The sequence below is a fragment of the Streptomyces sp. NPDC053755 genome (assembly GCF_040677675.1).
GTDB lineage: Bacteria > Actinomycetota > Actinomycetes > Streptomycetales > Streptomycetaceae > Streptomyces.
The window spans coordinates 15,220-36,955 of record NZ_JBFASK010000022.1; the positions used below are offsets into that span (position 1 = coordinate 15,220).

A 21,736-nucleotide genomic window follows, 5' to 3' on the forward strand; every position below is an offset into this window, starting at 1 on the left:
AAGGTGGCCGCGGTCAGCGGCCGGTCTTCGGGGCCTTCCAGCGGGCGATGCCGCGGGCCACCAGGTTGAGGATCATGACGAAGGCGATCAGGACGAGCGCGGCGGCCCAGGCGCGGGCCACGGCGGCGTCGGTGCCGACCGCGTACTGCTCGTACACGTAGAGCGGCAGCGAGGACTGGGCGCCTTCGAAGGGGTTCGGGTTGATCAGCTTCGTACCGAACACGAGGAGCAGAACCGGGGCCGTCTCGCCGGTGATGCGGGCGACCGCGAGCATGACGCCGGTCGTGATGCCGCCGATCGCGGTGGGCAGGACCACCTTCAGGATCGTGCGCCACTTGGGGATGCCGAGGGCGAGGGAGGCCTCGCGCAGCTCGTTGGGGACGAGCTTGAGCATCTCCTCGGTGGAGCGGACCACGACCGGCATCATCAGGATGGCGAGCGCCATCGCGCCGGCGAAGCCGGAGGGGCCGAAGCCCAGCATCAGGTTCCAGGTGGCGAGGATGAAGAGGCCCGCGACGATCGACGGGATGCCCGTCATGACGTCGACGAAGAAGGTGACGGCCTGGGCCAGCCTCCCGCCGCCGTACTCGACGAGGTAGACGGCGGTCAGCAGGCCGATCGGCGCGGCGATCAGGGTGGCGATGCCGACCTGCTCGATGGTGCCGACCAGTGCGTGGTAGACACCGCCGCCGGCCTCGGCGTCGAGGACGCCGTTCATCGAGTGGCCGAGGAAGTACGGGTCGAGGACCGCCAGGCCCTTGCTGATCGTGACCCAGGCGAGGGAGAGCAGCGGGATCACGGCGAGGACGAAGCAGACCCAGACGAGGCTGGTCGCGACGCGGTCCTTGGCCTGACGGCTGCCCTCCACCTTGGAGGTGATCGCGTAGGTGGCGAGGACGAAGAAGAGCGCGGCGATCAGGCCCCACTGGATCCGGCTGTGCCAGCCGGCGGCGAGTCCGAGGCCGACGGCGGCGGCGATGGAACCGACGGCGATGGCGGCCGGGGTCCAGCGCGGGAGGCGGGCGTGGCGCAGCGGGTCGTGCCGCACGGGGGTGGTCGTCACCGGCGGCCGGTCCTGTATGGCGTTGCTCATGCTGTGCCCCCTACCGTGGCTTCTCCGCCGGCGCGGCGCGCAGGTGCGGTCCTCGCTGTCGTCTGCGGCCCGGAGGCCGCGAGTGCGTCGCTCACGCGGCGGCCCCCGAGTACTCCTTGCGGCGGCCGATGATCCACCGGGCCGCGCCGTTGACCAGCAGGGTGATGGCGAAGAGGACGAGGCCGGAGGCGATGAGCGCGTCACGGCCGAACTCGTTGGCCTCGTTGAACTTCGCCGCGATGTTCTGCGCGAAGGTGCCGCCACCGGGGTCGAGGAGGTGCCCCGAGATGACGAAGCTGGGAGACAGGACGACTGCTACCGCCATGGTCTCACCGAGTGCCCGGCCGAGGCCCAGCATGGAGGCGGAGATGATGCCGGAGCGGCCGAAGGGGAGGACCGACATGCGGATGACCTCCCAGCGTGTGGCGCCGAGGGCGAGCGCGGCCTCCTCGTGCATCTTCGGGACCTGGAGGAAGACCTCGCGGGTGACGTTGGTGATGATCGGCAGGATCATGATCGCGAGCAGGATGCCGACGGTGAACAGCGAGCGGGCGACGCCGTCGCTGGACTTGTCGAAGATGTACGTCCAGCCCATGTAGCGGTCGAGCCACTCGTTCAGTCCGGCCAGGTAGGGGACCAGGAAGATCGCGCCCCACAGGCCGTAGATGATGCTGGGGACGGCGGCGAGCAGGTCGACGACGTACGCGAGCGGCTTGGCGAGCCTGCGCGGCGCGTAGTGCGAGATGAACAGCGCGATGCCGATGGCGACGGGCACGGCGATGACCATCGCGATGACCGACGAGACGACCGTGCCGAAGGCCAGGACGGCGATGCCGAAGACCGGCGGCTGGCCGGCCGGGTTCCACTCGGAGGTGGTGAGGAAGTTCGTGGAGTCCTGCGAGATGGCGAGGACGGCGCGGTAGCCGAGGAAGACCGCGATCGCGGCCATGATCACCAGCAGGGTGATGCCGGAGCCCCGGGACAGGCCGAGGAAGATCTTGTCTCCGGGGCGGGTCGCGCCCTTGGGGCGATCGCTTTCGCGTATGGGTGGTGGGGTTGTCGTAACCATCGTGTCTCTCCGGTCTGCGGAGCCGGTACGGGTGTACGGGTTCCTGGCGGCGGTGCACCGGATGCCGGGTCCGGCCCGTCGGGTGTGGCCGACGGGCCGGACCCGGCCGGGATCAGGACAGGGTGGGGACGATCTCGCGGACCTTGGTCGCGATCTCGGCGGGGAGCGGGGCGTAGCCGGCGTCGGTGAGGACCTTCTGGCCCTCCTCGCTGACGGTGTAGTTCAGGAACGCCTTCAGGGTCGGCAGGGTCTCCGCCTTGTTGCCCTTGTCGCAGGCGATCTCGTAGGTGACGAGGATGAGCGGGTAGGCGCCCTCGGCCTTGGTGGCGTAGTCGAGGGAGAGGGCCATGTCGCTGCCGGTGCCCTTGACCTTGGCGGCGGCGATGGCCTTGGAGGCGTTGGCGGAGGTGGCCTCGACCGGGGCGGAGGCACCGGTGTTCAGGTCGACCGTGGAGATCTTGTTGGCGGTGGCGTAGGAGAGCTCGAAGTAGCCGATGGAGCCCTCGGCGTCCTTGACGGCGGTGGCGACACCGGAGGAGCCGTTGGCGGCCTGGCCGCCGGGGGCGGGCCACGACTTCGACTTCGGGTCGTGCTTCCAGTCGGCGGGGGCGGCCTGCGAGAGGTACTTGCCGAGGTTCTGGGTGGTGCCCGACTCGTCGGAGCGGTGGAAGGCCTGGATGGAGGAGTCCGGCAGCTTGGCGCCCGGGTTGAGCTTGGCGATCGCCGGGTCGTTCCACTTCTTGATCTTCGTGTCGAAGATCTTGGCGATGGTGGGGGCGTCCAGGACCAGGTTGTCCACGCCGTCCAGCTTGTAGCCGATGGCGATGGGGCCGCCGACCATCGGGAGGTTCACGCCCTTGCCGCCCTTGCAGATCTTCTGCGACTCGGTGACCTCCTCCTCCTTGAGCGCGGAGTCGGAGCCGGCGAAGGCGACCTGGCCCTGGTTGAACTTGGTGATGCCGCCGCCGGAGCCGATGGCCTGGTAGTTGACCTCGACGCCGGAACAGGCGGCCTGGAAGTTCTTGACCCACAGGTCCATGGCGTTCTTCTGCGCGCTGGACCCGGCGGCCAGGAGCTGGCCCTTGGCACCGTCGCACTTGATGTTCGACGCCGCGGCGGACGTCTTGTCGCCGTTCGGGGTCGCGCCGGTGTTGTCGTCCGAACCACACGCCGAGAGGACAAGGGCGCCGGAGACGACGAGGGCACCGATCGCGGAGGCGCGAAGCCCGTTCTTGCGCGAAAGCTTCACTTTCGGGTGTTCCTTCCAGAAGCCGCCTACGGGGACCGGGTGTCCTGAACGTTGTACGGCGGCGTGTGTCGGGGTCGTGGGATGCGGCGCTGAGGCCGTGCACCTTGTACGGCCGAAATTAGGCAGAACAGGTGAATCGGCCGACCGAGGAGAGTGAACGGGAAGTGAACCGTGCCGTAAGCCCGGGTGCGGGGCGGCGCGCCGGGGGTGCGGGGCGGCGGGGAGGGGGCGGCCGGCCGGCCGGGGCGCCGTGTGCACCGGGCCGACGCGCCTGGGGCGTGGGGGGAATGCGGCGCCGTCCGCCCGAAGGGCGGGGCCGGCGGGCCATTCGCGACACGCCCTATCGGGCCGTCGTGGCCAGGAGGGCGTCGAGGAGTTCGCGGTCCCTCGGCTGGGTGAGGCGGGGCCGGGCCGACGGCGGGGCGAGCCAGAGGAGCCGGTCGACCTCCCGGCTGGGCGTGAACGTGCCGCCGAGGGCGCGCGCGGACCAGTACGTGACCTCCTTCGGGCGTCCGTTGGCCAGATAGCGGGCCGTGGGAAGCCGACGGCCCAGCTCGCAGGTCTGGCCGGTCTCCTCCAGGATCTCGCGGACCGCGCACTCCAGGGCCGTCTCGCCCGGCTTCAGCTTGCCCTTCGGGTGCGACCAGTCGTCGTATTTCGGCCGGTGGACCAGGGCGATCTCGACGCCCCGGCCCGACGGATCCGGGCGCCAGAGGACCCCTCCCGCCGCCCTGATCACGACACCGCCGCCGTCGCTCTCCGCCAGGTCCGCTGGAAGGCGAACCGGGCCGCCTCGACCTCGTGGCGCTGATCCGCGTGCAGCACGCCGAGGGCGTACGCCGTGGCCGGGGCGATGCGGGGGGTGCGGGCCGCCGTTGCCGCGGCCGTGGCCGCCTCGGAGGCGTCGCGGTGGCGGTCCAGGGCGCGGCCGGCCTCGTAGAGGACCGGATCCGGGTCCGTGCCGGCGTGCAGCACCTCGCAGGCGTACCGGTGCAGGCGCAGCAGGAGCCGGGTCTGGTGCCAGGGCGCGTCCTGCGACTCGCCCGCGGCCAGGGCGAGCGCGTCGGCGTTGTACGGGTGGGCCGCGCGGGTCAGCGGGAGCCCGGCGACGGCGTCCAGGAGGCGTCGTTCGACGTCCTCGGCCTGCGGGTCGAGGACGTCGAACGCCGCTGCGGCCGCGGCGGGCCCCAGGGGCACCTCGGACGCCAGGAGGGCGACCGCGTCCGCGACCGCGTGGAAGCGGGAGGAGCCGAGCGCCTGGAGGGCGGCCGAGTGGGCTCGCGTACGGGCGAGGGTGAGCTGGCGTTCGAGCAGGGCTCCCGCGCGGGCGGCGCCCACGGTGAGGCCCGCCGCCTCCGCGCCCCGGGCGGCCGGGACGGGGCCGCTTCCGTTCGACAGGCGGGACAGCGCGTCCACCAGCCGGACGAGGCGCGAGGTGCAGGCGTGCTCCAGGGCCAGCGTGCCGGAGAGCCAGGCCAGCTCGGTCCGGAGCTGGTCGGCCCACACGGGGTCGAGGAGCGGCCGGAAGGTGTGCAGGGTTCCGCCGATTCTGCGGGCGGCGGCCCGCAGGGACCAGGCCGCCTCCTCCGCGTCCGCCGTGCCCGCTCCCCGCTCGGCGTGCAGCCGCAGGGCGCGCAGGAAGTCACCGGCCCGGGCGTGGAGGTAGGGGGAGAGGACCTCACCGGCGGTGATCCCCGTGCCGGGCGCCGGACGGCGGGCCGCCAGGGCCCCGGCACCCTGGGTGGCCCCGGCGCCCGGCGTGGCGCGGACGTCGGGCGTGGCGCGGACGTCCGTCGGGGCTCCCGCCGGGCCTTCCGTGGTGACGTCGTGGTCAGGTTTGTGCACGCCGGCGCCTCCGCGCGTCGATGAGCATCTCCTGGACGTGCCGCAGCGGCTGGCCGTCGGGGTCGGTCGCGTGCCGCGTCCAGTTCCCGTCCGGACCGAGGTGCCAGGAGGAGGTCGTGTCGGACATCCCGGTCTCCAGGAGCCGGGTGAGGGCGGCCCGGTGCGCCGGGTCGGCGACCCGCACCAGGGCCTCTATGCGCCGGTCGAGGTTCCGGTGCATCATGTCGGCGCTGCCGAACCAGACCTCGGGGTCTCCGCCGTTGCCGAAGGCGAAGATCCGGGAGTGCTCCAGGAAGCGGCCGAGGATCGAGCGGACCCGGATGTTCTCGGACAGGCCGGCGACCCCGGGCCGCACCGCGCAGATGCCCCGGACCCAGATGTCGACCGGTACGCCCGCCTGCGCCGCCCGGTAGCAGGCGTCGATGACGGCCTCGTCGACCAGGGAGTTGACCTTGATCCGGACGTAGGCGGGCCGCCCGGCCCGGTGGTGGACGATCTCCTTGTGGATCCGGGAGACCAGCCCGTCCCGCAGGGACTTGGGGGCGGTGAGCAGCCGGCGGTAGGTCTCGCGGCGGGAGTAGCCGGAGAGCCGGTTGAAGAGGTCCGAGAGGTCGGCGCCGACCTGCGGGTCGGCGGTCAGCAGCCCGAGGTCCTCGTAGAGCCGGGCCGTCTTGGGGTGGTAGTTGCCGGTGCCGACGTGGGAGTAGCGGCGCAGCAGCTCGCCCTCCTGCCGGACGACGAGGGAGAGCTTGCAGTGCGTCTTGAGGCCGACGAGGCCGTAGACGACGTGGCAGCCCGATTCCTCCAGCTTGCGCGCCCACTTGATGTTGGCCTGCTCGTCGAAGCGGGCCTTGATCTCGACGAGGACGAGGACCTGCTTGCCGGACTCGGCGGCGTCGATCAGGGCGTCGACTATCGGCGAGTCGCCGGAGGTCCGGTACAGCGTCTGCTTGATGGCCAGCACGTCCGGGTCGCCGGCCGCCTGCTCCAGGAACGCCTGGACGGAGGTCGAGAACGAGTCGTACGGGTGGTGCAGCAGGACGTCCCGCTCGCGCAGCGCGGCGAAGATGTCGGGCGCGGAGGCCGACTCGACCTCGGAGAGGTCCCGGTGGGTGCCGGCGACGAACTTCGGGAACTTCAGCTCGGACCGGTCCAGGGAGGCGATCCCGAAGAGACCGGTGAGGTCGAGCGGTCCGGGCAGCGGATAGACCTCGGCGTCGGAGACCTTCAGCTCGCGCACGAGCAGGTCGAGGACGTACGGGTCGATGGACTCCTCGACCTCCAGACGGACCGGGGGCCCGAACCGGCGGCGCATGAGCTCCTTCTCCAGCGCCTGGAGGAGGTTCTCGGTGTCGTCCTCCTCGACCTCCAGGTCCTCGTTCCGGGTCACCCGGAACATGTGGTGCGCCAGCACCTCCATGCCGGGGAAGAGTTCCTCCAGGTGGGCCGCGATGACGTCCTCGAGGGGGACGTAGCGCTGCGGGGACGCCTCCAGGAAGCGGGAGAGCAGCGGCGGCACCTTGACGCGCGCGAAGTGGCGGTGGCCGCTGACCGGGTTGCGCACGACCACGGCCAGGTTCAGGGAGAGGCCGGAGATGTACGGGAAGGGGTGCGCGGGGTCGACGGCCAACGGCGTGAGGACCGGGAAGATCTGCTGCCGGAACAGGGTGAAGAGGCGGGCCTGCTCCTTCTCGGTCAGTTCGGGCCAGCGGATGAGGTGGATGCCCTCGTCGGCCAGGGCCGGGGCCACGTCCTGCTGGAAGCAGGCGGCGTGCCGGGCCATGAGCTCGCGGGACCGGTTCCAGATGAGTTCGAGGACCTCGCGCGGCTGGAGTCCGGAGGCGGAGCGGGTGGCGACCCCGGTGGCGATGCGGCGCTTGAGGCCGGCGACGCGGACCATGAAGAACTCGTCGAGGTTCGAAGCGAAGATGGCGAGGAAGTTAGCCCGTTCGAGGAGCGGTGTGGCGGGATCCTCGGCCAGCTCGAGCACCCGCTCGTTGAACGCGAGCCAGCTGCGCTCACGGTCGAGGAAGCGGCCCTGGGGCAGCTCCCCGGCGGCGCCGTCGTCCTCGTAGGCGTCCGGATCGGCGTCCAGGTCGGGCGCGAGATCCGAAACCGGGCCCGCGTGGACGGCGTGGGGGCGGTGCGCGGCTATGGAACCGACGGTCGGCTGGCCGTGCCGGCCGCTCTGACCGTTCTGGCCGTGCGGTGTCGGCGTCGCGGACGGTTGTGCGGAGGGCTGGACCGGGACCTCGGCGGGCTGCTGGCTCATGGCCCCATTCTTCCGCGCGAAGGGGTGGTCAAGCGCGTCGGAGCGGGCCGTGGTGGAGGGAAGTCTCCCTTTCGGGAGCGCCTGGCGGGGCGCGGGCACGGCGGGCTTCATTGCGCGAGCCTCGCAAGCGCGTCTGAATAGCCGGTAACGGCGACGTGTCGTACGGGGATCGCTGGCGGGGTCGGTGAGGGGCTTCGGCCGGGCAGGTGCCGGGCGGCGCGCGGACGCCGGCCACGGGGGCGGGGTCTCGCCGCGCCCCGGCGCCCCGGGTGCCGGGCCGGGGGCGCCGGACGTCCGGAGGCGGGGGGCGGCGGCCTCCGCGTGTCGACCGCGGTGGCCGGCCGCCCCCGTTTTCCGTCCCTCGCGCGGGTCAGGACTCCGTGCGGTACATCAGGTCCACCTCGTGGGTGACGAAGCCGAGCCGCTCGTACACCGTCACCGCCGCCGTGTTGTCGGCGTCCACGTACAGCATCGCCGTCGGCAGCGTCTGCGCCGCGAGGTGCCGCAGGCCGATCGCCGTGAGGGCCTTGCCGAGCCCGCCGCCCTGGGCGTCCGGCAGGATGCCGATGACGTAGACCTCGCCGAGCTGCTCCTCGGCGTGCACCTTCGTCCAGTGGAAGCCGATCAGGCGCCCTTCCTTCTCGGCGAGGAAGAAGCCCTTCGGGTCGAACCACGGCTCGGCCGTCCGGTCGTCCAGGTCCCGCTGGGTGAGGGATCCCTGCTCGGGGTGGTGGGCGAAGGCCGCCGCGTTGACGGCCAGCCAGGCCGCGTCGTCCTGGCCGGGGACGAACGTGCGGACGGTGACGCCGTCGGGCAGCACCGGCTCGGGGATGTCGAGCGGCACCAGGGGGCGGCGCAGCTGGCGCAGTTCCCGGAACAGGGTCAGACCGAGCACCTGGGCCAGGTGCCGGGCGGCCGACTTCCCGCCGTGCGCCCAGACCCGCAGCCGCTTCCCGGAGGCGGCCAGCAGCGTCGTGCCGAGCGCCCGGCCGTGCCCCCGCCCGCGGTGCGAGGGGTGCACGACCAGTTCGGCGGCCGGGGCCTCCACCGGGTCGGTGTCCTCCAGCTGGGCGTAGCCGTAGAGGTGGGGGCCGACCGTGAGGAGGAAGTGCCGTACGCCCTCACGGCTGCCGCGACGCAGGTACAGCCGCCCCTGTTCGGACACCGCGTGCATGCCGTCCGAGCGTTCGGCGGCTTCCAGCAGGGCGAACACGTCCTGGACCTGCTCGGGCGAGAGCTCGTCGAGGGTATGGATCTGCCGGCCGGGTTCGAGGGCCGGCGCCACGTCAGAAGTCATGGGTACGAGCCTACGAGCAACTCAGTTGTAACCCGCTACCCCCTGTTGCGCTACGCGCGTTGACTCTAGGCTGCGGCGCGGACTGACTCACAGGAAACAAGGGGAGCGATGTCAGCGACACCGAAGAAGAACAGGGCGAGGCGGCGGATCCTCGCCGCCGGTGCGGGACTTGCCACCGTCGGCGCCCTCGTGGCCGCGATGCCGGCCGGCGCGGCCCAGGACCGGGGCCAGGCATATGGTCACGGATGGGGCCGGACCGTCGACGTCCAGCTGCTCTCCTTCAACGACCTCCACGGAAACCTCGAGCCGCCGGCCGGTTCCTCCGGACAGGTCACCCGTCTGCACGAGGACGGCACCACCGAGAAGATCGACGCGGGCGGCGTCGAGTACCTGGCCACGCACCTGCGCGGGGCGCGTGAGGGGAATCGTTACTCCGTCACGGCCGCGGCCGGTGACCTGATCGGCGCGTCGCCGCTGCTGTCCGGGCTCTTCCACGACGAGCCGACCATCGAGGCGCTGAACGGGCTGGACCTCGACGTCACCTCCGTCGGCAACCACGAGTTCGACGAGGGCGCGCGCGAGCTGGCCCGTATGCAGGACGGCGGCTGCCACCCCACCGCCGGCTGCGCGGTGCCCGGCGAGGAGTTCGAGGGCGCCGACTTCCCGTACCTCGCCGCCAACGTGACGAAGGAGACGACCGGCAAGCCGCTGCTCGACCCCTACTTCGTCTGGGAGCGCGACGGCGTCAGGATCGGCTTCATCGGCGTGACCCTGGAGGGCACCCCGAACATCGTCACCGCCGAGGGCGTCAAGGGCCTGAAGTTCGGCGACGAGGTCGAGACGATCAACAAGTACGCCAAGATCCTGGAGCGCAAGGGCGTCAAGTCCATCGTCGCCCTGGTCCACGAGGGCGGGGCGCCGGCCTCCACCGCGTACAACTACGACTGCGACAGCCCCGGCCCGGGAGACGGCATCTCCGGTCCGATCACCGAGATCGCCAAGAACGTCACCCCGCAGGTCGACGCGCTGGTCACCGGCCACACGCACCAGGCCTACGTGTGCACCGTCCCCGATCCGGCCGGCAAGCCGCGCCTGGTCACGTCGGCGTCCTCGTACGGCAAGCTCTACACGGACACCACGCTCACCTACGACCGCCGTACCCAGGACATCGTCCGTACGTCGGTGGAGTCGGCCAACCACGTCGTCACCCGTGACCTGCCCAAGGCCCGGGACATGACCGACCTGATCGGCCGCTGGAACGCGCTGGCCGCCCCGATCGCGAACCGCCCGCAGGGCTGGATCGCCGCGGACATCAACGGCCGCGGTTCGACGGCGTACGAGAAGCCGCTCGGCGACCTGATCGCCGACGCCCAGCTGGAGGGCCTCGCGGCGGCGGACAAGGGTGGCGCGCAGCTGGCCCTGATGAACCCGGGCGGTATCCGCTCGGACCTGGTCCACAAGGCGTCCGGCACCGAGGGCGACGGGGTGGTGACGTACGGGGAGGCCTTCACCGTGCAGCCGTTCACCAACATGATGAACGTGGTCGACCTCTCCGGCGCGAACCTGCTCGCCGCTCTGAAGCAGCAGGTCAGCGGTGCGAACGCGACCTCGGTCAAGATCCTTCAGGTCTCCAGGGGCCTGACGTACACGCTGGACATGACCAAGAGCGGTGCCGACCGTGTCGTGGACGGCTCGGTCAGGCTGAACGGCGAGCCGATCGACCCGGCGAAGACCTACCGGGTCGCGATGAACGAGTTCCTCGCGGGTGGCGGCGACGGCTTCCCGGCGCTGGCGACGGGCACGAACAAGCTGGTCGGCGCGTCGGACCTGGACCTCTTCAACGCGTACCTGGCGGCGCACTCGACGGCCTCGGCGCCGCTGCCGGTGCCGGCGGCGGACCGGATCACGGTCGTGAAGTAGTCGTGTAGTGCCCTTGGAGGAGGGGCGGCATCCGTTGCGACGGAGGCCGCCCCTCCTTCTATTTGAACGAGTTCGAACTGCTGGTAGCCTCGGGCCACTTGTGGCAGGTGAGGAACCTGCACAGGTTCCTGGGGAGGGACCTTCTTGCACGCCATCTCGAAACACCGCCGTGGCCGCGCCACGGCGGCCGCCGTCGCGACGGCGGCGGCCCTCATCTCGCTCGTCCCGCTGGGGACGGGAACGGCGGCGGCGGAGCCCTCGGGGGCCGCTTCCGGGACGGTCACCGTCCCCGCCGAGTTCTCGGTGGACCCCGACGCGGCGAAGGTGCCCCTGGCCGGGGCGACCGGATTCCTCCAGGGCGCGTCCGGCGGCCAGACCTGGGTCTCCTACGCGGACGGCGCTCGCGTCCCCTTGCCGGACACGGCTTCGACGCGCTTCGGCACCGGCTCGGACGTGATCGCCGAGGTCTTCGGCGCGTCCATCGGCCTGCGTGATCCGGTCTCGGGGACGGCCACCCACCTCACCGTCCCCGTCGGGCAGCAGTTCAGGACCATGCTGGGGACGTCCGTCGTCACCGTCGAGCCGAACGCCCCGCGCAGGTGGCACCTGCTCACCCGGGAGGCGGACAAGGTCACCGACCGCATGATGGAACTGCCCGCGGGGGCAGTCGAGGTGCGGCTGGGCAACGTCCGGAGCGCGTACGGCTTCATGCTCGCGTACAAGCTCGACGGTGTCGCCGAAAACGTGTGGGTCGACGCGACCATGACGCCCCGTCCGCTCCGCTTCGGCACGACCGGGGGCGCGACGCGCGTCGCGGGCGCCCAGATGTTCCGCGGCCCCGTCGCGGGCCGCATGGAGGTCTGGGACCTGGCGGGAGACTTCTCCGCGCCGTCGGCCGCGCTCGACTGGGCCGACGGCGTCCCGGTCGCCCTGCTGGGCGGCCACGTCCTGGCACGTGTTCCCGGCGAGGCGGGGACGGAGCGTCTGGTCGCCCGGGCGCTCGACGGCGGCCCGGACCGGGTCGTCCTGGACCATGTCGTCGGAGACGTCGCGGTGGGCCCCGGCGGCCGTGTCGTCGCCACGAGCACCGCGGGCGGGAGCGGGCACACGTACCACTCGGTGAGCGTCCCCGAGTCCGGCGGGGCCCCCGTGGCCACACGGGTGGCCGAAGCGCCCCTCGCCCGTACCCGCGTCAAGCAGGTCGCCGTCGCCCAGGGCGTGATGCACACGCTCGACCAGGTGCCCTGGAACCGGGCCCGGGTGCGTGCGGTCGAGCTCGGTGTCGGGACGGACCCGTCGGCCGGGCCCCGGACCGACCGAGGCGAAGACGGATCGCTCCACCACGGATCCTGCCGGGTCGGCGGCGACTGCGAGAACGCCGTCCCCACGGGCGACGGGCGGCTGGTGTTCCGGGAGGCGGGCTACGGCTCCGGGATGTACGTGCTCCAGCCGGGCGGGACACTGCCGGCGACCCGGGTGTCCGGCGTCGACGACGTCGGTGGGGACATCGGCGCCTCGGGGCGGCACGTCCTCTACGGCTCCACCGACGAGTGGCGGGTGGTGGACCTGGACACCGGCGCGCTCGTGTACCGGCGCGCGCACGGCGGCCGGGGTGCCTCGCTGGTCGGCGGATCGCTCTGGTTCCCGGCCGGCGGCGGCAGCGTGAGCGCCGTGGACGTGCGGTCCGGGACCGTGACGCGTACGGCGAAGGTCGCGGACTGCGAGGTCAAGGGCGTCGAGGTGTGGAGCACCTTCGCCCACTGGCGGTGCGACACCACCTCCGGTGTCCGCGACCTGGCCACCGGGGCGAACGTCGCCCTCCCGGGTGTCCACCCGCGGCTCGGCGACGGATACGCCGTCAGCACGAGGGGCGCGGACCTGCTGCTCACCCCGCTGAAGGGGTCGGCACCGACCCGGGTCCTCGCCACCGGCGTGGACCACCGCTGGACCGTGGACCGTTTCGGCGGGCACGTCTCGTACGTCGACGACCGGGACCGCGTGCACGTGGTCCCGGCCGGGGTGCCCGCCTCGGCGCTCTCCGTCCTCGACTCCGTGCGCCCGGCCGAGGTCGTCGACCGCAGGGCCGAGGCTCCGCGGTCGTGGTCCGGGAAGTGGTGGCTGTCGAAGCCCGCCGCGTCCTGGCGGGCCGAGTTCAGGAACAGGGCCGGCGAGGTCGTCCGCACCCTGACGGGCGGCGAGACGCGCGGGCGGATCGACGCGGTGTGGGACGGGAAGGCGGCGGACGGCGGGACGCTCGCGGACGGCCTGTACGGCTGGACGCTGACGGCGGTCCCGGCCGACGGCGTCGGGCCCGCGCTCACCCTGACCGGCGATGTCGCGCTGACCCGCGAGCGGTCGCTCGCCTCCGGGACGTACCGGCCCGTCACGCCCACGCGGGTGATGGACACGCGGGGCGGTCTGGGCGCGCCGAAGGCCAAGGTCGGTCCCGGGGGCACCGTGACGCTCCAGGTCGGCGGCCGGGGCGGGGTGCCCGCGAGCGGTGTGTCGGCCGTGGTGATGAACGTGACGGCGACGAACGCGACCTCCTCCACCTACGTGTCGGTGTATCCGGCCGGGACGGTGCGGACGAGCGCGTCCAACCTGAACGTGGTGGCGGGGCGGAACGTGTCCAACCTGGTCACCGTGCCGGTGGTGGACGGGAAGGCGACGTTCTACAACCGCGCGGGCTCGGTCGACCTGCTCGCCGATGTCGCCGGCTACTACTCGCTCGCCGGTGACGGGTCCCGGTTCGCGCCGGTGAAGCCGGCCCGGATCCTGGACACCCGGGCCGGTCTGGGCGCGCCGAAGGCCGAGGTCGGTGCCGGCCGCACGGTGAACGTGCAGGTGACCGGCCGGGGCGGGGTGCCCGCGAGCGGTGTGTCGGCCGTGGTGATGAACGTGACGGCGACGAACCCGACGGCGTCGAGCTTCGTGTCGGTGTACCCGGACGGGACGACCCGCACCAGCGCGTCGAACCTGAACGTGGTCGCGGGGCAGACGGTCGCCAACCTCGTGGTGGTACCGGTGGTGAACGGCAGGGTGAGCCTCTACAACCACGCGGGGTCGGTCGACCTGATCGCGGACGTCTCGGGCTACTTCACGGCGGGCGGCGACGGTTCGCTGTTCGAGCCGCTGCCGCCGGAGCGGGTGATGGACACCCGGGAGAACTGGATGGCGCTGAAGCTGGCGCCCCGGAGCACGACGGTCCTGGCGATCGCCGGACTCGGCGGCGTGCCCGCCGAGGGTGTGTCGGCGGTCGTGCTCAATCTGACGGCGACGAACGCGACGGCGCCGACGTTCCTGACGGTGTACCCGCCCTCGGGGACGGTTCCCGAGGCGTCCCACGTGAACGTGGTCCCGGGCCAGACGGTGCCGAACCTGGTGGTCGTCCCCGTGGTGAACGGGCAGATCTACATCGAGAACCACGCGGGGTCGGTCGACGCCATCGTCGACGTCTTCGGCTACTACGCCGACTGACGCCGGAGCGCGCGCGGAGGGGAGGCGGCCCGTTTCGGCGGGCCGCCTCCCCTCTCTGGTGCTTTTTGACGCGTACCCGTCATACTCCCGTGCCATGGACCGACGAAGCTTTCTCGCGGGAGCCGCGGCGACGACCGCCACCGTCCTCATCGGAGCCCCGCCCGCACGGGCCCGCACCCGGGCCCTCGGGACACAGGACTGGATGGCCGGCCACGGCGACCCCACCCCGCTCCAGAAGCTCACCATCCCCGGCACCCACGACTCCGGAGCCCGGTTCGGCGGCCTCTGGGCCGCCTGCCAGAACACCACCATCGCCCAGCAGCTGGACAGCGGCATCCGCTTCCTGGACATCCGCTGCCGGGTCACGGGAGGCTCCTTCGCCATCCACCACGGCGCCGCCTACCAGAACATGATGTTCGGCGACGTCCTCGTCGCGTGCGCCGCCTTCCTCGCCGCCCACCCCTCCGAGACCGTCCTCATGCGCGTCAAACAGGAGTACTCCACGGACTCCGACACCGTCTTCCGGCAGATCTTCGACGACTACCTCGACGTACGCGGCTGGCGCTCGCTCTTCCGCATCGGCGACGGCCTGCCCACCCTCGGCGAGGCCCGGGGCAAGGTCGTCCTGCTCGCCGACAACGCCGGCCTGCCCGGCGTCCGCTACGGCGACGGCGCGCTCTTCGACATCCAGGACGCCTACATGACCGAGCCCGGAGCCAAGTACCCCCTCATCGAGTCACACCTGCGCAAAGCCGCCGCACAGCCCGGAAAGCTCTACGTCAACTACGTCTCCACCTCGGCCTACCTCCCGCCGCGCTGGAACTCCGACCGGCTCAACCCCCGGGTCCACACCTTCCTCGACGGCGCGGAGGCCGCCGGCTGGAAGGGGCTCGGCATCGTCCCCCTGGACTTCCCCGCCACGCGCTCAGGCCTCGTCGAGTCCCTCATCCGCCACAACTGACCCGTCCGGCGGAGGAGTCGGCGCGCCCGGCAGACGGATCACCGCCGCCGTGCCGCCGCCCTCCGCCGGCGTCAGCGCCACCGTGCCGCCCGCCTGCTGGACGGTGCGGGCCACGATCGAGAGCCCCAGGCCCGAACCGGGCAGGCTCCGGGCCGACGGCGAACGCCAGAAGCGTTCGAAGACGTGGGGCAGCTCCTCGGGCGGAATCCCGGGACCGTGGTCCCTGACCGTCAGCTCGCCCCGCATCAAGGTCACCTCCACCTCGCCCCGCGGCGGCGAGAACTTCACCGCGTTGTCGAGCACGTTCACCAGTGCGCGCTCGAGCCCCGCCGGCTCCGCCCGTACGTACCAGGGCGCGAGGTCGGTACGGAAGGCCAGCTCCGGCCCCCGCAGCCGTGCCCGGTCGAGCGCCGAGCGCAGGATGCCGTGCAGCGGCACCACCCGCAGCGGCCCCCGCTCGACCGCGTCCGGGCGGGCCAGCTCCTGGAGGTCCCCGATCAGCGCGGCCAGCTCCGTCATCTGCGCCTTCACCGAGGCCATCAGCGCCACCCGGTCCGCGGGCGGCAGCGCGCGGCCCGTCTGCTCACTGCGGGCGAGGAGTTCGACATTGGTCCGCAGCGAGGTCAGCGGGGTCCGCAGCTCGTGGCCGGCGTCCGCGATCAGCTGCGCCTGCCGGTCGCGCGAGCTGGCGAGCGCCGCCGTCATCGCGTTGAACGAGCGTGACAGCCGGGCGACCTCGTCCTCGCCCTCGACGGGGATACGGACCGTCAGGTCCTCCGTCCGCGCCATGTGCTCGACCGTCTCCGTCAGCCGGTCCACCGGCTTCAGACCGGCCCGGGCGACCCACAGCCCGGCCGCCCCCGCACCGACCACGCCGATCCCCGAGACCAGGAGCAGCACCCAGGCCAGCGTGGACATCGAGTTGTCGATCTCCGACAGAGGCCGGGCGATGCTGACGACGGCCACGTTCTGGAACGCCTGAGGATAGGTGTAGACCCGCATCTCCGCGCCGTTCTCGGCCTTCGTCGTGTGCAGGGCGTACGGAGCCTGGCCGCGCGCCACGGCCAGATCGGCCGGCTGGACGGGGATCGGCGAGGAGCCGGACGTGCAGACCTTGCCGTCCGTCAGCACGATCTGCCAGGTGAACGCCGCACCGGCCGCCGGCACGGGCGTCTCCAGGTTTCCCGCGCAGGCCAGCGCCAGACTGGCCACCGCACGGTCGTTCATTCTGCTGTCGCGCAGCGACGAGTCCAGCTCGGCCTCCAGCTGCGCCCGCGTCACGAACCAGCACGCCGCCGACGCCGCCGCCACCGCGAGCGCCACGGCCACCGCGGTGAGCAGCGCCAGCCGCGACCGCAGTGGCCGCGACCGGAACCACGCGACCGGGTTCCTCACTCCGGGCCCCCGCCGCGCAGCACGTACCCCACGCCCCGCACGGTGTGCACCAGGCGCGGTTCGCCGCCCGCCTCCGTCTTGCGCCGCAGGTACATCACGTACACGTCCAGCGAGTTCGAGCTCGGCTCGAAGTCGAAGCCCCAGACCGCCTTCAGGATCTGCTCCCGGGTCAGCACCTGCCGCGGATGCGCGAGGAACATCTCCAGGAGCGTGAACTCCGTCCGCGTCAGCTCCACCGGCCGGCCGGCCCGTGTCACCTCGCGTGTCGCCAGATCCATCCGCAGGTCCCCGAAGACCAGCACGTCGCCCACCGGTTCCTCGGACCCGGCCGCCGTCGCCGCGTACGAGCTGCGGCGCAGCAGCGCCCGGATCCGGGCGAACAGCTCGTCCAGCTCGAAGGGCTTCACCAGATAGTCGTCCGCGCCCGCGTCGAGACCGGTGACCCGGTCGCCGACCGTGTCCCGGGCCGTCAGCATGAGGATCGGCACGGTGGAGCCGGACGAGCGGATGCGGCGGGCCGCCGTCAGGCCGTCCATGCGGGGCATCTGGATGTCCAGGACGACCAGATCGGGGGCGTACGTCCCCACCTTCGCGAGGGCGTCGAAGCCGTCGACGGCCTCCTCGGTGCCGTACCCCTCGAAGGCGAGGCTGCGCCGCAGGGCTTCCCGTACGGCGGGCTCGTCGTCGACGATGAGGATGCGGCCGCCTTCATTCACCGGACCTGTCATGACCCCAGCGTCGCACGGCTCGCCCGGGCCCCCGTTCAGTTGCCGCCGCCGGAGCGCAGGCTGTCGAGATCGGCCTTCAGGGTGTTGACCGGGATCGCGAACCCGAGGCCGACGCTTCCGGCCGAGGAGCCGTTCGAGGCGCTGGGGGAGTACATCGCCGAGTTGATGCCGATGATCGCGCCGTTCATGTCGATCAGCGCGCCGCCGGAGTTCCCGGGGTTGAGCGAGGCGTCGGTCTGGATCGCCTTGTAGGTCGTCTTCGACGAGCCGGTGTCGCCGTTGAACCGCTGCCCGCCGAACTCGAAGGGCCAGCCCTGCCGGGGGTCGTACTGCGGCTGCTGTCCCGGGCCTTGGCCGTCGTCGTCCTTGGCGACGGTCACGTCGCGGCCGAGAGCCGAGACGATGCCGCTGGTGACCGTGCCGGTCAGGCCCTCGGGCGAGCCGATCGCGACGACCTCGTCGCCGACCCTGACGTCGTCGGAGTCGCCCAGCGTGGCGGCCTTCAGCCCGGACGCGCCCTTCAGCTTGACGAGCGCCAGGTCCTTGTCGGGGGCCGTGCCGACGACCTCGGCGTCGTAGGTCCTGCCGTCGGACAGCCGCACGGTCATCGCGGTGGCCCCGGAGATGACGTGGTTGTTGGTGACGATCTCGCCGTCGCCGGTGATGATCACGCCGGAGCCGGTGGACTTGCCGGAGGCCGAGGTCGCGGAGATCTCCACGATGGACGGCGAGACGGCCTGGGCGACCCCGGCGACGGTGCCCTTGCCGCCGGCCGAGACGTTCGTGCCGCTGACCGCGGACCCGGCCGCCGGGGCGCGGTCCGCGGTGAGCTGCTGCGTCAGCGTCGCCGTGCCGCCGCCGATCGCGGCCGCGGCGATCGCCACGGCGGCCATCAGGCCGACGCCCCGCCTGGCGCGCCGGTGCTGCGGCACCGGAGCCGGGGCGGGCGCGGCCGAGGCGGTGACCACGGGAGGGGCGGCCGGCGGGGGCACGTGCCCGCCGCCGGGCCAGATCGTCGTACCCGGCTCGGTCATGACCGGCGCAGCCGGGTCGTACGGCGGGTGCGCGGGCTGCGGCGGATAGTACGGGTGCTGCTGCGGCTGCTGGGAGTGGTCGGTCATGGGAACGACTCTCGGATCGGGAGATGAGAGGTCCCTGAGGAAGGGCTGAGAAGCCCGACAGAAGCGCGTATGCCCGATATAAAGACGAGGCCCGGGAGGAGCCCGGTGAACGAGACGGGTCCGGTCCCGGACAGGGCACGGGCGTGGCCGTGTGCGGCCGGGAGGGCTTGGTCCGTGCGAGCGGTGCCTGGCGGTGTCGCGCGTCGTCGGCCGGTGTGCCTGCCGGTCAGCCGCAGCCGCAGGAGCGGCGGATCACCAGCGCGGAGGGGAACTGCTTCACCCGCTCGCGCTTCGACCCCGCCACCCGCAGCGAGTCGTCGAGTACCAGGTCCACCGCTGCCCGGGCCATCGCCGGGCGGTCGGAGTGGACGGTCGTGAGCGGCGGATCGGTGAGCGCCGCTTCCTTCACGTCGTCGAAACCCGCCACGGCCAGCTCGCCGGGCACGTCGATGCGCAGCTCGCGCGCCGCGCGCAGCACGCCGAACGCCTGGTCGTCCGTGGAGCAGAAGATGGCCGGCGGCCGGTCGGGGCCGCCGAGGATGGTCAGTGCGATCCGGTAGGCGTCGTAGCGGTTATACGGGGCCTGGAAGAGCCGGCCCTCGATCGAGCGGCCGGCCTCCAGCATCGCGCGGCGCCAGCCCTCCTCGTGGTCCGCGACCGGGTCGCCGACCGCCGGGGTGTTGGGGACGCCGCCGAGGCAGGCCACGTACGGGTGCCCGTGCTCCAGGAGGTGCCGGGTGGCGAGCTGGGCCCCGCCGATGTCGTCCGTGACGACGGCGACGTCGTCGAGCGCCTCGGGCCGCTCGTGCAGCAGCACCACACGCGCGTCCCACGCCTCGATCTCGCTCGCGGCCCGCTCGCTCATGCCCTGGCTGACCAGGATCAGCCCGGAGACCCGCATGCCGAGGAAGGCCCGGAGATAGTGGACCTCCCGCTCGTCGCGGTAGTCCGAGTTGCCGACGAGGACCATCTTCCCGCGCTCGGCGGCGGCCTGTTCGACCGCGTGCGCCATCTCCGCGAAGAACGGCTGCCGCGCGTCCGGGACGATCATGCCTATGAGGTCCGTGCGGCGGGACGCCATCGCCTGGGCCACCCGGTCGGGGCGGTAGCCCAGCTCCTTGATGGCGGCGAGGACACGCTCGCGCGTGGCCGGGGCGACCGGCCGGGGTCCGTTGTTGATGACGTAACTCACGACCGCGGTCGAAGTACCCGCCAGTCGAGCTACGTCATCCCGCGTCACCTTGGCCACGCGCGGCAGTCTACGCGGGGTGACCTACCCATTGGCAGGGCGTGCTGTGGCGTGCGCCACGTCGGCCGGTTCCTCCGTCGGAGTGACGGTGCGGGCGGCGCCCTTGACCCGGGCCTCCTCCTTCACCCGTGCCTCCTCGGCCGCGCGCTCCACCTTCTCCGGTGTCACGAAGCGGTACCCGACGTTGCGGACGGTGCCGATGAGCGACTCGTGCTCGGGCCCGAGCTTCGCCCGCAGCCTCCGGACGTGGACGTCGACCGTACGGGTGCCGCCGAAGTAGTCGTACCCCCAGACCTCCTGGAGGAGCTGGGCGCGCGTGAAGACCCGGCCCGGGTGCTGGGCGAGGTACTTCAGGAGCTCGAACTCCTTGAAGGTCAGGTCCAGGACCCGGCCCTTGAGCTTGGCGCTGTACGTCGCCTCGTCCACCGAGAGATCGCCGTTGCGGATCTCCATGGGGGAGTCGTCGGCCACGATCTGCTGGCGGCCCATCGCGAGACGCAGCCGCGCCTCGACCTCGGCCGGGCCCGCGGTGTCGAGCAGCACGTCGTCGATGCCCCAGTCGGCGGTGACGGCCGCGAGGCCGCCCTCCGTGACGACGAGGATCAGCGGACAGCCGGGGCCGGTGGAACGGAGCAGCTGGCAGAGGCTGCGCACCTGCGGGAGGTCGCGGCGGCCGTCGATCAGGATCACGTCGGCACCGGGGGTGTCGACGAGCGCGGGGCCCTCGGCGGGTGCCACGCGCACGTTGTGCAGCAGCAGGCCGAGTGCGGGAAGCACCTCGGTCGACGGCTGCAGGGCGTTGGTCAGAAGCAACAGTGAGCTCATCGCTTCCCGCCCCCCAGCTCGTCGCTGCGCTCGAGCAGGGGTGACCCCCACCGGGTCGTCGGTCGGTCGTGCTTCGTTCGCTCGCCCATAACGTCGGTTCCTCCTCGGTCCCTGCGAGGACGTTCTGCGGCACTTACTCACTGCTGGTCACACGAGGCTCTCGCGCCCTGAGAGCTTTTGTTCACCCGGCCGTAACAACGGCCGGAAAAGACAAAAGGACCCGGGGGCTGCGTCGCCCGGATCCTCTGCCAAGCACAATAGCCCACATGAGTTCCGAGGCAGAGGGCCGATTTCACATGGTGGATGTCTCCTCGATCACGTACGGCCCTCGGCGCGCCACCCTCCTCACGGACGACGGTGTCCGTATCGAGGCGGTTTACGAACCGTGTACGGCAAGTGTCACCGAAACGAGCGGTGCCGCAACGGCTGTCGTCGTGGCCCACGGGTTCACCGGTTCGGTGGACCGGCCCGCCGTCCGGCGGGCCTCCCGGGTCCTCGCCGAGCGGGCGGCGGTCGTCACCTTCTCCTTCCGGGGCCACGGCAGGTCAGGGGGCCGTTCCACCGTCGGCGACCGGGAGGTCCTCGACCTCTCGGCGGCCGTCCGCTGGGCGCGCGCACTCGGCCACACGCGCGTGGTGACGGTCGGCTTCTCCATGGGCGGGTCCGTCGTGCTGCGGCACGCCGCCCTGGAGAGGAAGGAGGAAGAGGGCGCGCCCGGCGAGGGCGTGCCCACGGCCACGTCCGGCGCGGGCGGGCCGGGCGACACGTCCGCCGCGGGCGGGTCGAAGGCCGGGGAGCAGTCGGGGAGCGCGCGGAAGCGCGCGGGGGCGTACACCGACGCGGTCGCCGCCGTGAGCGCCCCGGCCCGGTGGTACTACCGCGGTACGCCGTCGATGCGCCGGGTCCACTGGGTGATCACCCGGCGGGCAGGGCGCCTGGTCGGCCGGTACGGCCTCGGCACCCGCATCCACCACCAGGACTGGGACCCCGTCCCGCTGTCCCCCGTGGAGGCGGTCCCCATGATCGCGCCGACGCCCCTGCTGATCGTGCACGGCGACCGCGACCCGTACTTCCCCGTCGACCACCCGCGGAGCCTGGCCGCCGCCGGCCCCTGCGAGCTGTGGCTGGAGCGGGGCATGGGCCACGCCGAGAACGCGGCCGACGACCGGCTGCTCCGCCGTCTGGGGGACTGGCTGACGCGCGCATAGCCCATCATGGGGAGCGGCGCGCACACG

16 protein-coding genes are annotated in these 21,736 nt (G+C 72.3%); 4 read left to right on the forward strand and 12 right to left on the reverse strand.

Annotation, left to right across the window (positions count from 1 at the left end):
* Positions 1 to 13: 13 nt before the first annotated feature.
* From pstA to mshD, 7 genes are all read right to left on the reverse strand, one after another.
* On the reverse strand, positions 14 to 1,093 hold the full coding sequence (gene pstA, locus AB0K65_RS21150) for a phosphate ABC transporter permease PstA (RefSeq protein ID WP_365718685.1): 1,080 nt from the start codon (positions 1,091 to 1,093) through the stop codon (positions 14 to 16).
* Positions 1,094 to 1,184: 91 nt separating this feature from the next.
* Positions 1,185 to 2,162, reverse strand: coding sequence for a phosphate ABC transporter permease subunit PstC (pstC, locus tag AB0K65_RS21155; RefSeq protein ID WP_365718687.1), 978 nt, complete (start codon positions 2,160 to 2,162; stop codon positions 1,185 to 1,187).
* Between the two features lie 112 nt (positions 2,163 to 2,274).
* Positions 2,275 to 3,411, reverse strand: coding sequence for a phosphate ABC transporter substrate-binding protein PstS (gene pstS, locus AB0K65_RS21160; protein ID WP_365718689.1), 1,137 nt, complete (start codon positions 3,409 to 3,411; stop codon positions 2,275 to 2,277).
* A 340-nt stretch (positions 3,412 to 3,751) separates the two neighbouring features.
* Entirely contained in the window at positions 3,752 to 4,150 is a 399-nt protein-coding gene (locus AB0K65_RS21165) for an NUDIX hydrolase (RefSeq protein WP_365718691.1), read from the reverse strand.
* Positions 4,147 to 5,136 carry a CHAD domain-containing protein gene (locus tag AB0K65_RS21170; protein WP_365718877.1) on the reverse strand — a complete coding sequence of 330 codons (990 nt, stop codon included), beginning with the start codon at positions 5,134 to 5,136 and terminating at the stop codon, positions 4,147 to 4,149. Before AB0K65_RS21170 ends, AB0K65_RS21165 begins: the two co-directional genes overlap by 4 nt.
* A gap of 106 nt (positions 5,137 to 5,242) precedes the next feature.
* On the reverse strand, positions 5,243 to 7,528 hold the full coding sequence (locus AB0K65_RS21175) for an RNA degradosome polyphosphate kinase (RefSeq protein ID WP_365718693.1): 2,286 nt from the start codon (positions 7,526 to 7,528) through the stop codon (positions 5,243 to 5,245).
* A 370-nt stretch (positions 7,529 to 7,898) separates the two neighbouring features.
* Positions 7,899 to 8,825 (reverse strand): mycothiol synthase, encoded by a 927-nt coding sequence (gene mshD / locus AB0K65_RS21180; protein WP_365718695.1) that lies wholly within the window; start codon positions 8,823 to 8,825, stop codon positions 7,899 to 7,901.
* A gap of 108 nt (positions 8,826 to 8,933) precedes the next feature.
* Between mshD and AB0K65_RS21185 the strand changes: the two genes are divergently transcribed.
* From AB0K65_RS21185 to AB0K65_RS21195, 3 genes are all read left to right on the forward strand, one after another.
* Positions 8,934 to 10,745, forward strand: coding sequence for a bifunctional metallophosphatase/5'-nucleotidase (locus tag AB0K65_RS21185; RefSeq protein WP_365718697.1), 1,812 nt, complete (start codon positions 8,934 to 8,936; stop codon positions 10,743 to 10,745).
* A gap of 144 nt (positions 10,746 to 10,889) precedes the next feature.
* Complete coding sequence (locus AB0K65_RS21190) at positions 10,890 to 14,222, forward strand: FlgD immunoglobulin-like domain containing protein (protein ID WP_365718699.1); 3,333 nt, start codon at positions 10,890 to 10,892, stop codon at positions 14,220 to 14,222.
* 94 nt (positions 14,223 to 14,316) lie between these two features.
* Positions 14,317 to 15,183: a phosphatidylinositol-specific phospholipase C gene (locus AB0K65_RS21195; RefSeq protein ID WP_365718701.1), complete on the forward strand. Its 867-nt coding sequence runs from the start codon at positions 14,317 to 14,319 to the stop codon at positions 15,181 to 15,183.
* Here the strand turns inward: AB0K65_RS21195 and AB0K65_RS21200 are convergent.
* The 5 genes from AB0K65_RS21200 to AB0K65_RS21220 all read right to left on the reverse strand — a co-directional run bounded on the left by AB0K65_RS21200 (position 15,148) and on the right by AB0K65_RS21220 (position 20,501).
* Positions 15,148 to 16,578: a HAMP domain-containing sensor histidine kinase gene (locus tag AB0K65_RS21200; protein ID WP_365718703.1), complete on the reverse strand. Its 1,431-nt coding sequence runs from the start codon at positions 16,576 to 16,578 to the stop codon at positions 15,148 to 15,150. The two genes, AB0K65_RS21195 and AB0K65_RS21200, sit on opposite strands and share 36 nt — an antisense overlap.
* Entirely contained in the window at positions 16,575 to 17,306 is a 732-nt protein-coding gene (locus AB0K65_RS21205; protein WP_365718705.1) for a response regulator transcription factor, read from the reverse strand. The genes AB0K65_RS21200 and AB0K65_RS21205 overlap by 4 nt, the downstream gene beginning before the upstream one ends.
* A 35-nt stretch (positions 17,307 to 17,341) precedes the next feature.
* On the reverse strand, positions 17,342 to 18,427 hold the full coding sequence (locus AB0K65_RS21210; RefSeq protein WP_365718707.1) for a trypsin-like peptidase domain-containing protein: 1,086 nt from the start codon (positions 18,425 to 18,427) through the stop codon (positions 17,342 to 17,344).
* 226 nt (positions 18,428 to 18,653) lie between these two features.
* Positions 18,654 to 19,676, reverse strand: coding sequence for a LacI family DNA-binding transcriptional regulator (locus AB0K65_RS21215; protein ID WP_365718709.1), 1,023 nt, complete (start codon positions 19,674 to 19,676; stop codon positions 18,654 to 18,656).
* A gap of 24 nt (positions 19,677 to 19,700) precedes the next feature.
* Positions 19,701 to 20,501 carry a response regulator transcription factor gene (locus tag AB0K65_RS21220; RefSeq protein WP_365718711.1) on the reverse strand — a complete coding sequence of 267 codons (801 nt, stop codon included), beginning with the start codon at positions 20,499 to 20,501 and terminating at the stop codon, positions 19,701 to 19,703.
* Positions 20,502 to 20,767: 266 nt separating this feature from the next.
* Between AB0K65_RS21220 and AB0K65_RS21225 the strand changes: the two genes are divergently transcribed.
* Positions 20,768 to 21,709 carry an alpha/beta hydrolase gene (locus AB0K65_RS21225; RefSeq protein WP_365718713.1) on the forward strand — a complete coding sequence of 314 codons (942 nt, stop codon included), beginning with the start codon at positions 20,768 to 20,770 and terminating at the stop codon, positions 21,707 to 21,709.
* Positions 21,710 to 21,736 lie beyond the last annotated feature (27 nt).